Source organism: Paraburkholderia sp. AV2 (assembly GCF_054968425.1).
The window spans coordinates 15093-33571 of the sequence record NZ_JBANLK010000023.1 but is presented as its reverse complement, the minus strand read 5'-3'; the positions used below and the strand labels follow the sequence as shown (position 1 = coordinate 33571).

Here is an 18479-nt window from a genome sequence, read left to right as displayed (position 1 = left end):
CTCATGGCGTGACGATATTGAACCAGAACTCGAAGTTATCGAGCCAGGAAACGAACTCGCCGAGTGACTGGCTGTTACCGTCGATCTTCACGTTGCCGGCCATCACGAGTTTCTGCATGTTGGTCTTGCCCATCATGATGTCGTTCAGGTCCGAGCGTTTCATGGTGACCGAGGCATCCGCCGTGCCCGAAGTCTTGCCGGCCGTGTAGTGCAATGCGCTGTTCTCGACACCCAGAAGGCGAACTTCCTTCGTATCGGTCAGCGTGAGATTGAAGCTCACGGCCTTTCCGGCGGCGCGTTCGGGATTCAGGCGTATCCCGAGATAGTCGAGGAACATGTCGAGCGGCATCGCCTGGATGGTGTCGGGGCTCTGCGGGTTCGGCGCAGGAAGTTTTCTGACGCCATCGCGCAGTTCCATCGCTCCCGTGAGATAGAAGTTGCGCCACGGCGCCGACTCCGACTGGTAGCCCAACTGCTCGTAGGCGTCGGCCAGCAGTTGTTTGGCCGCAGTGTTCTGGGGGTCGGCAAATACCGCGTGGTTCACGACTTCAGCGACCCAGCGATAGTCGCCCTTGTCGTAGTACTCGTGCGCTCTTTTCAGGATCGCGGAGGATCCCCCCATGAACTCGACATAGCGTTTGCCGGCCTCCGTGGGAGGCAGGCGATGCAGGTTGGCGGGCACGCCATCGAAGAAGCCGAGACGCAGGTTGTACTGGGCCACCGCGTCGTGGTACACCGTGCCGTAGTAACTTCGGCAGTACCAATGTTTCGCAAGACTGTCCGGCAAGCGCATGACTTCGCCGATCTCGAGCGGCGTGAGCCCCTGGTTGGACAGGCGCATCGTCTGATCGTGCAGATAGCGGTACATGTCGCGCTGCGCACGCAGGAAGGCAATAATCCGGTCATTGCCCCAGGTCGGCCAGTAGTGCGAAGCGAACAGGACTTGTGTGTCGTCGCCGAACATGTCGATCGACGCCTGGATGTATTTCGACCAGAGCAGTCCGTCACGCATCTTGGCGCCGCGCAGCGTATAGAGATTGTGGAGCGTGTGCGTAACGTCTTCTGCCGCGCAGAATGCCTTGTACTGCGGCAGATAAAACATGAATTCGGCAGGCGCCTCGGATTCCGGCGCCATCAGCACCACGATCTCCACGCCGTCGAGCGTCATCTTCTGCCCGGTCTTTTCGGCGTACATCGTCGGGATAGCCAACGTGATGGTGCCGACCGACGTCGTCTTGCCGAGGCCGCCGTCCACGATGCCCATGGCGTTGCGCGGCAGCAGCGACCCGTACATGTAGCTTGCGCGGCGTCCCATTGCGTTGCCGGCGATGACATTCTCGCCGACGGCCGCCTCGGTAAAGCCGACGGGCGCCACGATCTTCACCTTGCCCGACTGCAGGTCTTCGTCGCTGACGAGGCCGCGTACTCCGCCGTAGTGGTCCACGTGACTGTGCGTATAGACGACGTGGGTAATCGGCTTGTCGCCGAGATGCGGGATCACGAGCTGCTTCCAGACCGTGGAGGAGACCTCGGTCGTGATGAACGGGTCGACGACGATATAACCCTGATCGCCGCGGATGATGCTCATCACGGAGAGGTCGTAGCCCCGCACCTGCCAGATGCCGTCGACCACCGTGAAGAGGCCGTGGTTCATGTTCAGCTTGGCGTTGCGCCAGAGGCTTGGATTGACCGTGGGTGGCGCGTTGTTTTCGGGGCCGCCGTTCACGAAGGCGAACTGCTGGAGATTCCACGCCGGGATATCGTCTTGCCCCTTGATGATGACCGGTTCGGGAAGCGTGGCCACGAGGCCGCGCTTCGCGTCCTCGAAATCCTGGGCGTCCGCGAAGGAGAAGAAGTCCGCGTACTGCTGGTTCAACGCGGTCGTTGCGCGCGTTGCGGGCTTCGCATGCGGGCTGGTGGGCGTCGCGGGCGTGTCCGACTGCGCCAACGCCTCGCCCACGACGCCGGACAGACCGCTCGCCACGCCGGCGACGGCAACGTTCTTCAGAAAGGTTCTGCGGCCGCTGGTCTTTGCTGGATCTTCGGGTTGGGACACGACCACCTCCAGGTGTTTGATAACGACGTTTGATCAACGCCCGACGAACAAACCGGGCTGAGCGCGTGGGCTTTGGCCGCGCGCTCCATGATCGATTGCCGATAGCGGTCGTTTTCTCATAGCGACCGACGCGAAACTATAGGGAGTTTGGGCAACGCGCTTGCCCCGAAGGGCAACGGAAGGATCCGGGGCGCCAGCGGATTCACCCCGCCTTCTGGCGCTCCCAGGGAGCGTCGCCGGTCCGGCAGTATTGCGGACGCAGCCGGCCCGTCTTGCCGACAGTCGTGACCGTGATGGCGACGAACCTGCAGGTTCTGCGATGTTTGATCGCGGTGCCTTCGGGGGTGAGCGTCGCGTTGACTACGGCCCGGTTGTCCGAACCGTTATTGGTCCACCGGCTCGTTTCCCCGTCGTTTCTCGTGTTCAGTACGACCAGCACCGTGCTTTCGAGCGCGTCGAGGTCAGGCCGGTCGAGTTTTTCGAGCGGCGTGCCGTGCAGAAGGCCGGTGTCGGCCAAAGCGGCCGGCAACGGTGCGCAGACGAGCAGCAGCGCCCCGAGGACCGCGAGGAGGCGTTGGCTTGCGGTGCTTCCGGTTGAGGCGTGGTACGGCATGACCGTTTCCCGTAACTCGAAGAGCGTCGCAGAGGGGGACGTCTGCAGTCTAGCATTCGGGTTCCGGAGGACCTGCGCAACAAGGCAAACACGGCTTCGCCGTGCCTGACGAAAGCGCCTTGCGCCGGTCCATCTTCAGGCGCGGCTTTTATCCCTGCGTGGTCAGCGCGCCATAGCACGCGGGCCGCCGGTCGCGGAACACGCCCCACGCGCGCCGTTTCGCCGCGAGCGCGTCGAGATCGAACTCGGCGGTGAGGATCGCCGCCTCCGTGCGATTGCATTCGGCGATCTTCTCGCCGTCCGGTCCCGCGATAAACGAGCTGCCATAGAACGTGATCGCGCCCGTCTCGCCGGTTTCGATGCCGATGCGGTTGCTGGCCACGAGCGGCATCACGTTCGCAGCGGCGTGACCGCGCTGCACGTTCTGCCAGTGCGTGCGCGAATCGATGGAAGTGTCGTGCGGTTCGCTGCCGATCGCCGTGGGATAGAAGAGGATTTCCGCGCCGGCGAGCGCCATGGCGCGTGCGCATTCGGGGAACCACTGGTCCCAGCAGATGCCGACGCCGATGCGTCCGTACGCCGTGTCCCAGACCTTGAAGCCCGTATCGCCCGGCGTGAAATAGTATTTTTCGGTGTAGCCGGGGCCGTCGGGAATATGCGTCTTGCGATAGACCCCGAGTGCCGCGCCGTCGGCGTCGAAGATCGCGATCGAATTGAACTGGGTCTGACCTGCCCGCTCGAAGAAGCTCACGGGCAGCACGACGGAGAGTTCGCGCGCGAGCGCCGCAAATCGCCCAAGCCACGGATGGTTCTCGTAGGGCTGGGCGAGCGCGAGGTGCGCGGGGTTCTGGTCGATGCAGAAGTACGGCGTTTCGAACAGCTCCTGCAACAGGACGATCTGCGCGCCGGCGCGCGCCGCTTCGCGCACGGTTTCTTCCGCCCGCGCCAGATTCGCCTCGATATCCCAGCTTGCCGCCATCTGCGTGGCGGCCACCACGACCTTTCTCATTGTCTTCTCTCTCATGCGGCCTGCGCGGCCGCGTTTGGCGTTCTACGTCGTTGCGGATCGTCCGGATGGTTCGGGCGCGTTGATTGTGATAATAATTCAATAAACACGAGCGGTTTTTTGCCTGTTTCGCCTATCTCTCGTGCCTCAAAGGAAATATTCGGGGAGCTTAGGGTCGTCATGTCCCGCATCGATCTGTTCGTTGCCATCGAAACCTTCGTCTGCGCCGTCGAGGAGGGCAGCCTGAGCGGCGCGGCGCGCCGTCTCGACAAAACGCCCTCGGCCGTGACGAAAACCATCGCCGGTCTTGAGTCCACGCTTGGCGTGCGCCTCTTCGAGCGCACCACGCGCACGCTCGCGCTGACCGAGGCGGGCCGGCTCTATCTCGCGACGGCCAACGAAGTCCTGCAGCGTCTCGCGGATGGCGCGCGGCAGCTCTCCGAGCACGATGACGAGCCGCGCGGCCCGCTGCGCGTCACGGCCGCCCATTCGTTCGGCCAGGCGGTGCTTGCGCCGCTCGTCGCGCGGTTCGGTCAGGCCTTTCCGCGCGTTCAGCTCGACATCGCGCTCTCGGACCGCTACGTCGACATTGTCGGCGAGGGCTTCGATCTTGCGCTGCGCATGGGCAATTACGATCTGCCGAGCCAGATCGTGAAGCCCATCGGATCGAATCGCAGCCTGCTCTGCGCGAGTCCGGCGTACCTGGCGCAGCGCGGCGTGCCCGCTTCGCCGCACGATCTGGCGCGCCATGCGTGCATTGCCTACCGGCATCCGGCGCTTTCGAGCGTTTGGCATTTCGCGCGCGAAGGTGCCCTGCAAGAGGCGGCGGCGATCGAGCCGCGCGGTTCGATCGTCACGGACAGCTACGATCTCGCACGCGCGGCGGCGATCGGCGGGGCCGGCATTCTGCCGTGTCTTTACTGGAGCGTCGTGCCGGAGATCGAGCGCGGCGCGCTCGTGCCGCTGCTGGCCGACTGGGTATTCAGTTGTCCTTGCTTCGGCGAGGACCGGGTCTGCGCGGTGTATCCCGTGAGCCGGCGCGGCTCGACGAAAGTCCTGAGGCTGATCGAGATGCTGCAGGCGCGGCTCGCCGACGACGAAGCGCGCGTGGCGGCCGTGATGGAGGCCACGATGGCGGCGTCGGTCGGGGCCATACGGTAACGAAGTGCATGGCGCTTCGCGGAGGGGCCGGCCCTTCCTGGCGCGGCGGCGCAGAGACGGTGTCAGCGCTGCGCAACGTCCGCCTGTTCGCCTTCCTCTCCCGCCTGGCCGAGCGTGGCATCCGGACGGAATTCGCTGGGCGGTACACCCAGTTCGCGCCGGAACATGTCGCTGAAGCTGCTCGGCAGATAGCCGAACTGGCGCGCGACGGCGCTCACCGGCTGCCCCTGGGCGAGCCGCGAGACGGCAATCGCCAGTTGCACCTGGCGGCGCCACTCCGCGAACCCCATACCCAGCTCGCGCGAGAAAAGACGCGCGAGCGTGCGCACGCTCGCGCCCACGTTGGCCGCGTGCTGCTCGAAGCCGATATCCACGGAGGGGTTGTCGATCACGGCGCGGCACAGCATGTCGAGCCGCCGGTCCGATGCGTCGGGCAACGGCACGCGCAGCGTGTAGCGCGGCGCATGGGCCAGCTCCATGGCGGCCAGCCGGTACGCGGTTTCGAGCCACGCGCTGTCGTTGCCCTCGCTGCCTTCGCCGCTGTCACGTTCGGCGATGGTCTTGATGAGTTCGCGCAACAGGCCGTTGATCTCGAAGACTTCGCACTGCGGGGACAAGTGGCCGATGTTTTCGCCGTGCAGATAGAGATTGCGCATCTCGACAGCGCTCATCATGTGGATGGCATGCAGCGTGTCGGGCGGCAGCCATACCGCGCGTTGCGGCGGTACGACCAGCGCTTCGCGGCCGATCTCTACCCACATCACCCCGGCTACCGCATAGAGCATCTGCGCCCACGTGTGCGAATGCGGCTCGATGTGCAGACCACGCGGATAATGGCGCGCAAGGGCGTGACCGCGTCCGGGCTCGTCGCCGAGTACGGGGGGCGCGGCTTGAGGCATGAGGGTCTCCTGACAAAAGATGGGCGGATGCGTGGCGGCAACGGCTACGCTAGCACGGTTTGGCCGCGAGCCGAAAGCGCGGGCATGCCTGACCCGCCACGCAAATGAGACGAAAGGCGCGGTGCGCCGCGCTTTTGTCCGCCCTGTCGCGAGCGGGTAAGACTGGGCGGCCTCCGGGGCACGCGCCCGCGCCTCAGAACACCTGCCTGAAGACCCAATAAAGCCCTGCCGACAAAGCAATCGAAGCGGGCAGCGTCAGCACCCAGGCCAGCACGAGATTGCGCACGGTGACCCACTGCAGGCCGGAGCCGTTGGCGGCCATCGTGCCTGCCACGCCCGAGGCGAGCACGTGCGTCGTGGAGACGGGCAGGCCGTAGACGTCGGCCATGCCGATGGTGAGCATTGCCACCGCCTCCGCCGAGGCGCCCTGCCCATAGGTCAGGTGTGCCTTGCCGATCTTCTCGCCCACCGTCACGACAATGCGCTTCCAGCCCACCATGGTGCCAAGCCCGAGCGCCATCGCCACGGCCACCTTCACCCAGGTCGGAATGAACTTGGTGGCGTGATCCATCTGCTGGCGGAACGCATTCATTGTCTCGAGGTCTGCGGGGGTGAAGGCAGGCGTGTTCGACCTCGTCATCAGACGAATCGCCTCGGAGGCAACATACATGTTGTTGCGCACGTTATCGACCATCGACTGCGGCACTGCCGCCATCGAGCCCGAGGCGCTGGCCTGGTCGGCGATGGCCTCGGTGAGCTGGCGCAGTGCGGGAAGCGTAGCGGGTTCGAGCCGGCGGGTGCGGACATAGGCTTCGACCGCCGCGCGCGGATTGTCGGGCTGGGCGCCATGCGTGTCTTGCGTGTACTTCCCGAGCGTGGCGGAGGCGTGGTGCGCGACGCTCACGAAGGCGGCGGTCTCGGCGGGCGTGACGGCCTTGTTGAGCGCGTAGGCCGTGGGTACCACGCCGATCAGGATCAGCATGATGAGCCCCATGCCTTTCTGGCCGTCGTTCGAGCCGTGCGCGAACGAGACGCCCGTGCAGGTGAGGATCAGGAGCGCGCGGATCCAGAGTGGCGGCGGTTTTTTGCCCTCCGGTTCCTGGTAGAGCCTGGGGACGCGCACCACGGCTTTGAGGACGACGAGCAGCAGGGCGGAAAGCACGAAGCCGACCACCGGCGAGAACAGCAGCGCCTTGCCTACGCCGATCGCCTGGCTCCAGTCCACGCCGCTCGTGCCGGAGGGCCCGCTGATGAACGGGTTCATGACGCCCACGCCGATGATCGAGCCGACCAGCGTATGCGAACTGGATGACGGCAGGCCCAGGTACCAGGTGCCGAGGTTCCAGACGATGGCCGCGATGAGGAGTGCGAAGACCATCGCGAAGCCGGCGTGGCTGCCCACCGTGAGGATCAGCTCGACGGGCAGCAGTTGCAGGATGCCGAACGCCACGGCGCCGCTCGAGACCAGCACGCCGAGGAAATTCCACGCGCCCGACCACACCACGGCGAGGTGCGGATCGAGCGAGTTCGTATAGATGACGGTGGCGACCGCATTCGCGGTATCGTGAAAGCCGTTGACGAACTCGAAGCCGAGCGCGATGAGGAGGGCGAGGCCGAGCAGCACGAAGGGCAGCGCCGAGCTTTCGCGCACGCCGCTTAGATCGATGACCACATGCTGTACGACGTAGATCGCGCCCACGAGGATGACGGCGGCGAACAGGCCGAAGGCGAGGCCGCTGCGGTGTGCCGCGCGCGGCTGGGGTAAGGGTATGTCCGGCATGGCGGTGCCCGGTCGGGAAGCGGTGGCTGGCGCGCGACGTTGAAGCGGGGACAGGCAGGTCGCGCGACCCTCGCGCATCGTTTGCAAACTGGCACGACGGCGCAGGCGTGTCGGACTCGCGAGACCTTGAAGCGGGTCTGTGGAGCCGAGTCAGTGTCTCATAGAAGGCGGCAACGAACGGGGTGCGCGTGCACCCGAACAGGGCGGGCCGGCGGACGCGGGTTTTGTGATTTGTCACAATCGACCTGTCCGGTTTCCCAGTTCCCGCGGCGCGAACTCCGCCGTAGCATGGGAGCCTCAGAGCGGTGAAAAGACGCCGCCTTCGCGCCGCATTGCGGGCGCGCCTTGTGAAACATGGAGGAGCACGTGTCCGAAGCCCCCTGGCTGGCCAGTTACGGCAGCATTCCCGCTGAAATCGATCCCGACGTTTACCCGTCGCTCGCCCACCTGTTCGACGACGCCTTGCGCCGCTTCGCCGCACGCCCCGCATTCCGCGTGGGCGAACACACGCTGACCTATGCGGACGTGGACCGGCTCTCTCGCGACTTCGCCGCGTATCTGCAGCAGCGGCTGGGCGTGAGGAAGGGCGACCGCGTGGCGGTGATGATGCCGAACCTCGTGGCGTTTCCCATCGCACTCCTTGGCATCGTTCGCGCGGGCGCCGTGCAGGTCAATGTCAACCCGCTCTACACGGCGCGCGAACTCGAGCATCAGTTGAACGATGCGGGCGTCGAGACCATCGTGGTCTTCGAGGGCGCGCTCCCGACCGTGGGCGCGGTGAAGGAAAAGACGGCGCTGAAGACCGTGCTCGTGGCCGGCGCGCTGGACGGCTTCACAGCACCTGCGGTCGCACCTGAAGGCGCCGCCGCGACTTTCGCGCAGGCGCTTGCCGAAGGCGCAGGCCTGCCGCTCGATCCTGTCGAGCTGACGGGCGACGACGCGCTTTTCCTCCAGTACACCGGCGGCACCACGGGGCTTTCGAAGGGCGCGCTGCTCACGCACCGCAACCTCGTCGCCAACGTCGCGCAGTTCAAGGCCTTCATGCCGGGGCTGCTCGGCGAAGACGACGAGGTGATCGTCACGGCGCTGCCGCTGTATCACATCTTCGCGCTGACCGTGAATCTGATCGTGAGCTTCTCGATCGGCGCCGAGAACTGGCTCGTCGCGAACCCGCGCAACCTCGACAGCCTCATCGACATCTTCAAGGCCGCCCGTCCCACGACCTTCATGGGCGTCAACACGCTCTATGCAGGGCTTGCCGGGCATCCGCGCATCGGCGAGGTCGACTTCTCGCGACTGCGTCTCGCGGGCGGCGGCGGCGCCGCGACCATGCCCGCCGTTTCCGCGCGCTGGGAGGCGGTCACGGGCACTTTCATCCGGGAAGGCTATGGCCTTTCGGAAACGAGCCCGGTGGTGTCGTTCAATCCCGGCTCGGTGGATCGCTTCACGGGCACGGCCGGTTTGCCCGTGCCGTCGACCCACGTCAAGCTGGTCAACGACGGGGTGGAGGCCGCGCCCGGCGGGACCGGCGAGATCTGCGTGAAGGGACCGCAGGTCATGAAGGGCTACTGGAATCAGCCGGAAGCCACGCACACGGCGTTCACCGCCGACGGCTACTTTCGGACCGGCGACGTAGGCGCGATCGACAAGCAAGGCTTCCTGCGCATCGTCGACCGTTCCAAGGACATGATCCTGGTCTCGGGCTTCAACGTGTATCCGAACGAGGTCGAGGCCGTCGTGACCGCGATGGCGGGCGTGGCGGAGTGCGCGTGCATCGGCGTGCCCGACGAGCGCACCGGCGAGGCCGTGAAAGTGTTCGTGGTGGCGTGCCCGAATGCCGTGCTGAACGAGGATGCGGTGATCGCTTACTGCCGCTCGCAGCTCGCCGCTTACAAGGTGCCGCGCCTCGTGAGCTTCGTGGAGGCGCTGCCGAAATCCACGGTCGGCAAGATTCTGCGGCGCGAACTGCGCACGCTGAGCTAACGCCATCGGGGCGGGCGCGCCGGCTAGCCTGCCCCCGCTTTCTTGCCCGCCTTCCTTGTCGGCGTGCGCGTTTTGCCTGCGCCGGCGGTCTTCTTCGCGCGAGCGGCGGCATGGCCCGTCTGCGCCGCGCCGTACAGCTTCAGGGCGACGTCGAGCCGGGCAATCCAGTCCGCGTCGTCCAGCTTCGCGCCGAGCAGCGTTTCGATCCGTTCGAGCCGGTAGTCGAGCGTATTCGGATGCACGCCCAGCGCCTCGGCGGCCTGGCGGCGGCGCTGGCCGTGCGCGAAATACATTTGCAGCGTGGCGAGCAGATCGGATTCGCCCGCGAGCAGTTCGGCGAGCGACACCAGATAGCGCAGCACGTTGCCGCTGCTGCGCACGCTTTCCTCGATCGCGATCGACGAATACCGGTGCACGTCGCCTTCGTGCGGCGCGAAATCGACGGCCCGAAATGCTTCGTCCACCGAAGCAGCCCAGCCGCGCGCGCCTTCGTTCATGAGACCGAGGCCGATGCTGCGCACGCGCGGTTCGGCCCGCGCGAGCGCGGACGCGCGCGCAGCCACGGCCTGGTCGTTGCGCGTGAGCGAATCGCCGCGCGCGCACGGCACCCACAGCACGAGCCGCTCGCGATGCCACACGCGCAGGAGTGCGTCGAGCTTGACCTCCAGGTGGCGCGCGGCGGCGAGCGTGAAGCGGTCGAGCGCGTCGTCGCGGGCCGAAAGCGGGTAGTCGCGCAGGTCGAGATCGATGGCGAGCGCGATGCGCGGCAGGGTGGCGTCGAGTCCCAGCGCTTCGACGGTCTCGCGAAAGCGCTCCGTGTCGTCGGGCGTGTGGAAGACGAGGCCGTAGAGCTGGTGCAGCAGCGAGCCGCGCCAGCGTGCCTGCTGGTACTGCTCGGCGAGGTAGGCTGCGGCGATGTGCTGGGTCATCGCGTCGAAATAATCGAGCAGGTATGGCGAGATGTCGAACAGCAGCTCGCTCACGAGCATGCGGTCGCTGCGGGCGAGGTCGGTGCACACGCGCCAGAGCTCGCGCGCGCCGAGCTGGAACGCGCGCATGAACGACTGCAGCGGCACGTGCTGATGCACGCGGCGGCGCGCATAGTCCTCGATGCGGTCCATCATCTCGGCCGAAGGCGTTTCGCCCGAGAACAGGCAAGAGAACCAGAGATTTGCCGAGAGCGTGATCGAGGCGAAGATGTCCTTGCGGATGGCGGACGTGAGCCCGCTGTAGCCTTCGAGTTCCATCAGCGCCGCAAAGGTGCGTTCGACGGCGCTCGACGGGTTGTCGGCCAGCGCTGCCTGCAGCTTCGCGCGCAGGCGGGGGCTGATGCGGGGTACGGGAGGCAGCACGTCGGGCAGGGCGCGGGGGCGCAAGAGACGAAAGGCGAAAAGTGTATGCGCGAAATCGCCTTGCCGTCGATTGGGTGTTTTGCCGTCTGCCTGGCTTCCGCCTCGCCGCCGGTCCGCCGCCGGTCCGCTGGCGGACCGGGCGGGACCGGCCGCTGCCTGGCTCAGCGCGAGGCCGCCGCGCGCTGGCGGGCCTGGGCGGCGAGGCGCACGGCGGCGTTGGACGCGCCGTAGCCGTCGTAGCCGCCGCGCCGCTCCACCACCTCCAGGAAGAAGCGCTGGTCGAGCGTTTCGGTGTATGCGTGCAGGAACTCGCCGCCGCGCTCGTCGCGGTCGTAGAGCAGATTGTGCTGCTGGAGCGCTTCGAGGAACGCGGCCGGCAGTGCGTGGCGCGCTTCGAGATCGTCGTAGTAGTTCGCCGGCACGCGCAGCAGCGGCACGCCGGAGGCCTCGAACGCGCAGACCGCGCGGAAGATGTCGCCGGTGGCGAACGCCACGTGGTTCAGGCCGGAGCCGTGATAGGCGCGCACGGTAGCGGCCGCGGCCGTGTGCTGGTCGACCGAGGCGTTGAGCACGATGCGCAGCGCGCGGTCCGCGCTGAACAGCGCACGGCTGCGCACGAGCCCGTAGGGGTCCGGCACGAGCACGGCCGGGCTGGCTTCGAGTCCGAAGACGCTTTTCAGGAACAGCACCCACGCATCGAACGATCCGGCTGGCAGCGAAAGGCCGATGTGGTCGATGCCCGTGATCGGCCCGACCTCGGAGGGGCCGTCGATGTCGGTCAACGTGAAGTCCGCTTCGAACAGCGTTGGCGCATTGGGGCTTTCGCTCACGAAATAGTCGAGGCTGCCGTCCGGTGCCTGGACCGCGGGCACCACGCGCTCGTTCGGACCGACGCGGCTGGAGAACGGCGCATAGCCGAAGCGCGCCGCGCGTTCGCGCGCGAGCGCGGCGTCGTCCACCCGGAACGCCGATGCGCAGAGCGACAGGCCATGGTGCTGAAAGAACGCGTTGGCGAACGAGTCGGGCTCTGCATTGAGCACGATCGCAGCCGAGCCGTGCTGGTAGAGCGTCACGTCCTTCGAGCGGTGCTGGCCCGCGCGCCGGAAATGCAGCTTGCCGAGCCAGTCGGCCACGCGCTCGCGCGAGGGGCTGTCCACGGCGAATTCGAGGAATTGCCACTGCGCGCGCTCGGGCGCGGCCGGGGGAGCGAACAAGAGGGGCGCGGCGCCGCTGGCCGCACCCAGCGCTTCGCGCGTCGCTTCTTCGAGCAGCAGCAGCGAGCGATGCCCGTCGGCGGCCGTTGCGGCAGGCGGCGCGCCGCGAAAGCCGTCGTTGAAGATTTCGAGCGACAGCGGGCCGCGATAACCGCTTTTCACCACTTGCGCCGTGAAATCCGCGAGCGCGAAGTCGCCCTGGCCCGGAAAGCAGCGGTAATGGCGGCTCCATTCGAGCACGTCCATATTCATCTTCGGCGCGTCGGCAATCTGCACGAAGCCGATGCGCTCGCCCGGAATCGCCGCGATGGCGTCCGGCGTGTCGCCCAGCGACAGCGTATGGAAGCTGTCGAGCGCGAGCGTCAGCCGCGGATGATTCACCGCTTCCACGAGTTGCCACGCGTGCCGGTAGGTGCGCACGTGGCGGCCCCACGCGAGGGCTTCGTAGCACACCGTGACGCCGGCCGCTTCGGCCGCCCCGGCCAGTTGCGCCAGTTGAGCGGCGCAGACACCGTCGTCGCACAGCGTGTCGGGCGCGACGTTGCTGCAGACCAGCAGCCGGTCGGTGCCGAGCTGATGCATGACGTCGAACTTGCGCTTCACGCGTTCGAGATTGCGCGCGAGACGCTCCGCGCTCACGCCTTCGAAATCGCGAAACGGCTGATAGAGCACGATTTCGAGCCCGAGATCGTCCGCCATCCGCCGCACGTCGGCGGGCGACCCTTCGAAATACAGCAAATCGTTCTCGAAGATCTCGACCGCGCCAAAGCCTGCCGCGCGGATGGCCGCGAGCTTTTCGGCAAGCGTGCCGCTGATGGAAACCGTGGCGATCGAGCGGCGCAGGGGCGCGTGAGCAGGGGAGGCGTTGGGCATGGCAATGGCGGCGGCGTGGGTGCGGGACGGCATGCGCAATGCGCCGCCGGAGTGTGTGCATCATAATAAAACTAACTAGTTAGTACAAATTCTCGAAAACCCCAGGTGACGTTCAAGGCTTTCCGGGCGCACACTTGCGGCCATCCGGTGGTGCCTTGCCTGTTTGTACCAGGTCGTTAAGGCCACCGCCGCCGCCAGCGTGTTGTTGTGTCGTCGTGGAGTGTGAATGATGGGAATGCCTTCGGTGCTGGTCCTGAACGGGCCGAACCTGAATCTGCTCGGTACGCGGGAACCCGCGGTCTATGGTTATGAAACATTGGATGACGTTGCCGGGCTGTGCCGCGAAGCGGCGGCGCGCCTTGGGCTCGCGCTCGATTTCCAGCAGTCGAACGCCGAGCATCAGCTCATCGACTGGCTCCATGAAGCGCGCACGCGCGTGGACGGCATCGTCATCAATCCTGCCGCGCTGACCCATACGTCGGTGGCGCTGGCCGACGCGCTCAGCGCGATCGACAAGCCCATCATCGAGGTCCACATCTCGAACGTGCACAAGCGCGAGGCGTTTCGTCACCATTCGTTCGTCTCGTCGATCGCGGCCGGCATCATCGTGGGCTGCGGGACCCAGGGCTATGTGCTTGCGCTGGAACGCATGGCGGTCCTGCTCGCGAACGAGGTGATGTCATGAGCGCGGCGATTCCGGCAGAATGTGCGCGCTCGATCCTGGTCGGGCTGATCGGCTCGGGCATCGGCGGCTCGCTGAGCCCGGCCATGCATGAGCGGGAAGGGCGCGAGCTTGGCTTCAACTATGTCTACCGGCGCATCGATCTGGAAGCGCTCGGCCTCGCGCCCGCCGCGCTGCCCGAGCTGCTGCTCGCGGCGCAGCGCATGGGCTTCGACGGGCTCAATATCACCTACCCGTGCAAGCAGGCGGCGATCCCGCTGCTCGACGAACTTTCCGACGACGCGCGCGCGCTCGGCGCCGTGAACACCGTGTTGTTTCGCGACGGCAAGCGCATTGGCCACAACACCGACTGGTCGGGTTTCGCGCGCTCGTTCCGGCGCGGGCTGCCCGATGTGTCGCTCGAAGCCGTGGTTCAGCTTGGCGCGGGCGGCGCGGGCGCGGCCGTCGCGCACGCGGCGCTGACGATGGGCGCGCGCGCGCTGACACTATTCGACGTCGACCCCGCACGCGCCGAGGCCCTCGCCCGCGAACTGCAGGCGCGTTTTCCCACGGCGCGCGTCACGGCGGGAGGCGACCTTGCCGCGACGCTGCGATCGGCCACCGGGCTCATTCACGCCACGCCCACAGGCATGGCGAAGCTGCCGGGCATGCCGCTGCCGGCGGAATATCTGCATGCGGGCCTGTGGGTGGCGGACGTCGTGTACTTCCCGATTCGCACGGCGCTGCTCGAAGCCGCCGCGGCGCTGGGCTGCCGTACGCTGAGCGGCGGCGGGATGGCCGTGTATCAGGCCGCCGAGGCATTCGAGCACTTCACCGGCGTCGAGCCGGACGCGGAGCGCATGTACGCGCATCTCGAGTCGCTGCTTGCAAAAGACGCCGGCCGGTAAGGCGGCGGGCGTCGAACAGAACCTGAGAGATAGGGAAGAGACATGGCACCTCCGTTATCCGCCGATCCGCCGGCAATGCCCGCCACCTCGGCCGAGGGCTCCGCGCGGCGTTCGCGCGCGCGTTACCGCATCCTCGCGCTGCTTGCCGTGGGCACGATGATCAACTATCTCGACCGCACGGTGCTCGGCATCGCGGCGCCGCAGCTCACGAAGGAGCTCGGCATCGACGCGGCGCTCATGGGGCTCGTCTTTTCCGCGTTCTCGTGGAGCTATGTGGTAGCGCAGGTGCCGGGCGGCGTGTTCCTCGACCGCTTCGGCAGTAAGTTCACCTACTTTCTTTCGATGACGCTGTGGTCGATGTGCACACTCGTGCAAGGCTTCATTACGGGAGTGGGTGCGCTCTTCGCCTGCCGGCTGGGTCTGGGCGCGGCCGAGTCGCCGTGTTTTCCGACCAACAGCCGCGTCGTGGCGACGTGGTTTCCGCAGAGCGAGCGCGCCTTCGCGACCGGCACGTATACGGTCGGCGAATATATCGGCCTCGCATTCTTCAGCCCGTTCCTGTTCGCGCTGATGGGCGCCTTCGGGTGGCGCTCGCTATTCTATGTGGTGGGCGGTGTCGGGCTCGTGTTCGGCCTCGTGTGGTGGCGCTTTTATCGCGAGCCGCATGAGCACCCGGCGGCCAACCGCGCGGAGCTCGACTATATCGAGGCGGGCGGCGGGCTCGTCGCGCACCAGCCGGCAGGCGCGCAGCACGACGCGAAAGACGGCAACAAACGAGGTGCGAGGCGCGGCTTCGACTGGCGCATGGCAGGCAAGCTGCTGCGCCGGCGCCAGTTGGCCGGCATCTGCATCGGCCAGTTCGCGGGCAATTCGACGCTCGTGTTCTTCCTCACCTGGTTCCCCACCTATCTCGCCACCGAACGCCATATGGCGTGGCTCAAGATCGGCTTCTTCGCGATCATGCCGTTTATCGCCGCTTCCGTCGGCGTGCTGTTCGGCGGCGCGTTTTCGGACTGGCTCCTGCGTCGCGGCAAGTCGGCCAACGTGGCGCGCAAGCTGCCGATCATCGCGGGTCTGCTGCTCGCCTCGACGATCGTGCTCGCCAACTTCGTGGCGAGCAACGTGGCCGTGATCGCGATCCTCTCGCTCGCGTTCTTCGCCCAGGGCATGGCCGCGCTGGGCTGGACGCTGGTTTCCGATATCGCGCCGGCGGGCATGCTGGGTCTCACGGGCGGCATTTTCAACCTCGCGGCGAACCTGGCGGGCATCGTCACGCCGCTCGTGATCGGCCTGATCGTGGCCGTTACCGGGTCGTTCGTCTGGGCGCTTGCGTTCATCGGCGTGATCGCGCTGGTGGGCGCGGCGGCGTATATTTTCGTGGTCGGCGATATCCGGCGAATCGAGCTCTGAGCGGCTTGTCGCACGCTCCGGTGTGCTACAAGCCCCATGCTAGAATCGCCCGCATCCTTTCCTCTTCCTATGTGCGCGGCAACGACAATGGCAAGACCGGCGGCACCGCCCGAGAGCAACGACGACAACACGCCATCCGGGAACCGGCGCAAGTACGACCCGGAAGAAACGAAGCGCAACATCCTCGAAGTGGCGACCGCCGAATTTTCGGCGATGGGGCTCGCCGGCGCGCGCGTGGATCAGATTGCCGAGCGCACGCACACCACGAAGCGGATGCTCTATTACTACTTCGGCAGCAAGGAAGGGCTGTACGAAGCCGTGCTCGACAAGGTCTACGGCGACATTCGCGCGCTTGAACAAGACCTGCGTATCGACGAACTCGATCCTGTCGAGGGCCTGCGCCGTCTAGTCGAGTTCACCTTCGACTACCACGATCGCCATCGCGACTTCGTGCGGCTCGTGACCATCGAGAATATCCACGGCGCGCGTTACCTCGAACGCCTCAAGACCTTCCGCAACCGCAACGCCAGCGTGATCCGCACGATCGAGGATCTGCTCGCGCGCGGCGTATCCGCAGGCGTGTTTCGCAGCGACGTCGATCCGATCGACCTGCATCTGCTGATCAGTTCGTTGTGCTTCCATCGCGTGAGCAATCGCCATACATTCGGCACGGCGTTCGGGCGCGATCCTTCGCATCCGCGCTTGCGCGCGCGCCATCGCGAGATGGTGGTGGATGCCGTCTTGCGCTTCGCGCGCCGCGAGGGCGACTGAGCGGGGCCTGCGGCCGTCCTCGACACTACCCTGGCGGACGGAATTCGCGCGGCGCGGTTCCCGCAGGCGCCGCTTCATGCGGCGCTGTCATTCACGGCGTTTTGTCGGCGTTTCGTGCTTTGCGCTTCGGCTTGGGCCAGCGCATGCAATGCCGGCGCTTCCAGCACCGCCGTGGCCGCGTCATGTCTCGCAACGGCCAGCATGGCCTGTCCGACGTCCGCGGTCGTCACCAGCCGGTCGCCGAGCGCCACGCGCAGCAGCGGCCAGACCGGCTTCATGAGCCGATACAGCGCGTGATAGAGACGCGTTTTCGAGCGTATGCCTTCGAGCGGTTCGATAGCGCCGGGCCGGAACAGGTACACCGCACGAAATCCCAGTCGCTGCAACGCGTTCTCGGTTCGTCCTTTCACGCGCGCCCACATGCTGCGGCCGCGCTCGCTGCTGTCGGTGCCCGCGCCCGAAACATAGACGAAAGTCATCTCCGGATTCAGGCGCGCGAGCGTACCGCCTATCGCCATCGTGAGGTCATAGGTCACGCGCGAGTAATCGGCTTCGGACATGCCGACCGACGACACGCCGAGACAGAAAAAGCACGCGTGAAAGCCCGTCAGTTCGGACTCGGCCGCGCGGCTGTCGGCCAGATCGGGCAACAGCGTTTCGCGCAGCTTCGCGTGACGGAGGCCCGTTTCGCGGCGTCCTACCGCGCGTATGAGTTCGACGTCGTCCGCGCGCAGGCATTCGCGCAGCACGCCCTGGCCGACCATGCCGGTCGCGCCGTAGATCAGTACTTTCATGAGGTTCCCGAATCACGGTCGTTGTCGATGGGCGTGCAGGACGCTCCTCTCAAGCTGCCCTGCACGTTCGCGTTCGCTCAGTTGCGCGGCATGACCGGAATGATGCCCGCGCCGCCGAAGTCGGTGGACAGCGTGACGGCGCGCCAGCGTTCGCCCTCGGCGGCGCGCGCGGCATCGGCGGCGTTCGAGAACTGCAGGGCGTCGCTGCCGAGCAGCAGGTGGGCGGGCGGATCGTCATGGCGCGTCAGTTGCAGCACCACTTGCGCGACGCGCGCGGGATCGCTGCGTTCCTTGCCCACGTGGTCGGCGAAGAGCTTCAGCAGCGCGCCGATCGACGGCTCGTACTCGGGCAGCAGCGCGGGAATGTGGGCGCCGGCTTCGGTGCCCCAGTCCGTCGCCATGCCGCCCGGCTCGAGTGCCGTCATATGGATGCCGACAGGCGCGAGTTCCTGGCGCAACACTTCGGTGAAGCCGCCCACGGCCCATTTGGCCGACTGGTACGCGGCGAGCCCGGCCGTGCCTAACCGGCCGCCGACCGACGACACATGCAGGATATGCCCGGATTTTTGCGCGCGCATCACCGGCAACACCGCCCGCGTGACGTTGACGACGCCGTAGAAGTTCGTGTCGATCTGCGCGCGGAAGTCGTCCTCGGGACTTTGCTCGAACGGCGAAATGTGACCGAAGCCCGCATTGTTGACCAGCACGTCGATGCGGCCGAACGCATCGAGCGCGGTTTGCACGGCGATGCGCGCTGCCGCGGGATCGGCGACGTCGAGCGCCGCGGTTTTCATGCGGTCTCCGTGGCGCGCCGCGAGGTCGTCGAGCCGCTGCGGATCGCGCGCCGTGGCCAGGACGCGTTCGCCCGCCTCCAGCGCGGTTTCGACGATATGGCGGCCGAGGCCGCGTGCACTGCCGGTGACAAGCCAGACTTTCGACATGATGAGCTCCTTTGCTCGCTAATTATGAGTGTGCACTCACTCATTAATGGGTCAAAA

General features: G+C 66.4%; 15 protein-coding genes. 6 read left to right on the top strand and 9 right to left on the bottom strand.

The annotated features are described in order from the left end of the window. Position 1 precedes the first annotated feature (1 nt). The 3 genes from V8683_RS17205 to aguB all read right to left on the bottom strand — a co-directional run bounded on the left by V8683_RS17205 (position 2) and on the right by aguB (position 3678). Positions 2-2056: an alkyl/aryl-sulfatase gene (locus V8683_RS17205; RefSeq protein ID WP_411193317.1), complete on the bottom strand. Its 2055-nt coding sequence runs from the start codon at positions 2054-2056 to the stop codon at positions 2-4. 202 nt (positions 2057-2258) lie between these two features. After that, positions 2259-2669, bottom strand: a complete 411-nt coding sequence (locus V8683_RS17200; protein WP_411193316.1) for a hypothetical protein — start codon at positions 2667-2669, stop codon at positions 2259-2261. Between the two features lie 148 nt (positions 2670-2817). Continuing rightward, complete coding sequence (gene aguB, locus V8683_RS17195) at positions 2818-3678, bottom strand: N-carbamoylputrescine amidase (RefSeq protein ID WP_411193315.1); 861 nt, start codon at positions 3676-3678, stop codon at positions 2818-2820. 177 nt (positions 3679-3855) lie between these two features. Here aguB and V8683_RS17190 point away from each other — a divergent pair, with 177 nt between their 5' ends. Then, a complete protein-coding gene (locus V8683_RS17190) occupies positions 3856-4836 on the top strand; it encodes a LysR family transcriptional regulator (protein WP_411193314.1) in 981 nt (326 codons plus the stop codon). Positions 4837-4898: 62 nt separating this feature from the next. Here the strand turns inward: V8683_RS17190 and V8683_RS17185 are convergent, their stop codons facing one another. Both V8683_RS17185 and V8683_RS17180 read right to left on the bottom strand, forming a co-directional pair. After that, positions 4899-5735: an AraC family transcriptional regulator gene (locus V8683_RS17185; protein WP_411193313.1), complete on the bottom strand. Its 837-nt coding sequence runs from the start codon at positions 5733-5735 to the stop codon at positions 4899-4901. Positions 5736-5928: 193 nt separating this feature from the next. After that, on the bottom strand, positions 5929-7515 hold the full coding sequence (locus V8683_RS17180; protein WP_411193312.1) for an inorganic phosphate transporter: 1587 nt from the start codon (positions 7513-7515) through the stop codon (positions 5929-5931). 366 nt (positions 7516-7881) lie between these two features. Here V8683_RS17180 and V8683_RS17175 point away from each other — a divergent pair, with 366 nt between their 5' ends. After that, positions 7882-9498, top strand: a complete 1617-nt coding sequence (locus V8683_RS17175; RefSeq protein ID WP_411193311.1) for an AMP-binding protein — start codon at positions 7882-7884, stop codon at positions 9496-9498. Between the two features lie 23 nt (positions 9499-9521). On the opposite strand, the gene V8683_RS17170 is transcribed toward V8683_RS17175, so the two are convergent. Next, positions 9522-10874: a PucR family transcriptional regulator gene (locus tag V8683_RS17170; RefSeq protein ID WP_411193310.1), complete on the bottom strand. Its 1353-nt coding sequence runs from the start codon at positions 10872-10874 to the stop codon at positions 9522-9524. 137 nt (positions 10875-11011) lie between these two features. After that, a complete protein-coding gene (locus V8683_RS17165) occupies positions 11012-12907 on the bottom strand; it encodes a bifunctional sugar phosphate isomerase/epimerase/4-hydroxyphenylpyruvate dioxygenase family protein (protein ID WP_411193575.1) in 1896 nt (631 codons plus the stop codon). 259 nt (positions 12908-13166) lie between these two features. On the opposite strand from V8683_RS17165, the gene aroQ reads away from it, so the two are divergent. The 4 genes from aroQ (at position 13167) to V8683_RS17145 (ending at position 16687) form a co-directional block, all read left to right on the top strand. Next, positions 13167-13622, top strand: coding sequence for a type II 3-dehydroquinate dehydratase (aroQ, locus tag V8683_RS17160; RefSeq protein ID WP_411193573.1), 456 nt, complete (start codon positions 13167-13169; stop codon positions 13620-13622). Next, positions 13619-14506: a shikimate dehydrogenase gene (locus tag V8683_RS17155; protein ID WP_411193309.1), complete on the top strand. Its 888-nt coding sequence runs from the start codon at positions 13619-13621 to the stop codon at positions 14504-14506. The genes aroQ and V8683_RS17155 overlap by 4 nt, the downstream gene beginning before the upstream one ends. 42 nt (positions 14507-14548) lie before the next feature. Then, entirely contained in the window at positions 14549-15916 is a 1368-nt protein-coding gene (locus V8683_RS17150; RefSeq protein ID WP_411193308.1) for an MFS transporter, read from the top strand. Positions 15917-16003: 87 nt separating this feature from the next. Continuing rightward, positions 16004-16687, top strand: coding sequence for a TetR/AcrR family transcriptional regulator (locus tag V8683_RS17145; protein ID WP_411193307.1), 684 nt, complete (start codon positions 16004-16006; stop codon positions 16685-16687). A 74-nt stretch (positions 16688-16761) separates the two neighbouring features. Here the strand turns inward: V8683_RS17145 and V8683_RS17140 are convergent, their stop codons facing one another. Further along, the gene (locus tag V8683_RS17140; RefSeq protein ID WP_411193306.1) at positions 16762-17481 is read right to left on the bottom strand and encodes a Rossmann-fold NAD(P)-binding domain-containing protein; all 720 of its coding nucleotides are present in this window, start codon (positions 17479-17481) and stop codon (positions 16762-16764) included. A 77-nt stretch (positions 17482-17558) separates the two neighbouring features. Next, complete coding sequence (locus V8683_RS17135; RefSeq protein ID WP_411193305.1) at positions 17559-18422, bottom strand: SDR family NAD(P)-dependent oxidoreductase; 864 nt, start codon at positions 18420-18422, stop codon at positions 17559-17561. Positions 18423-18479 lie beyond the last annotated feature (57 nt).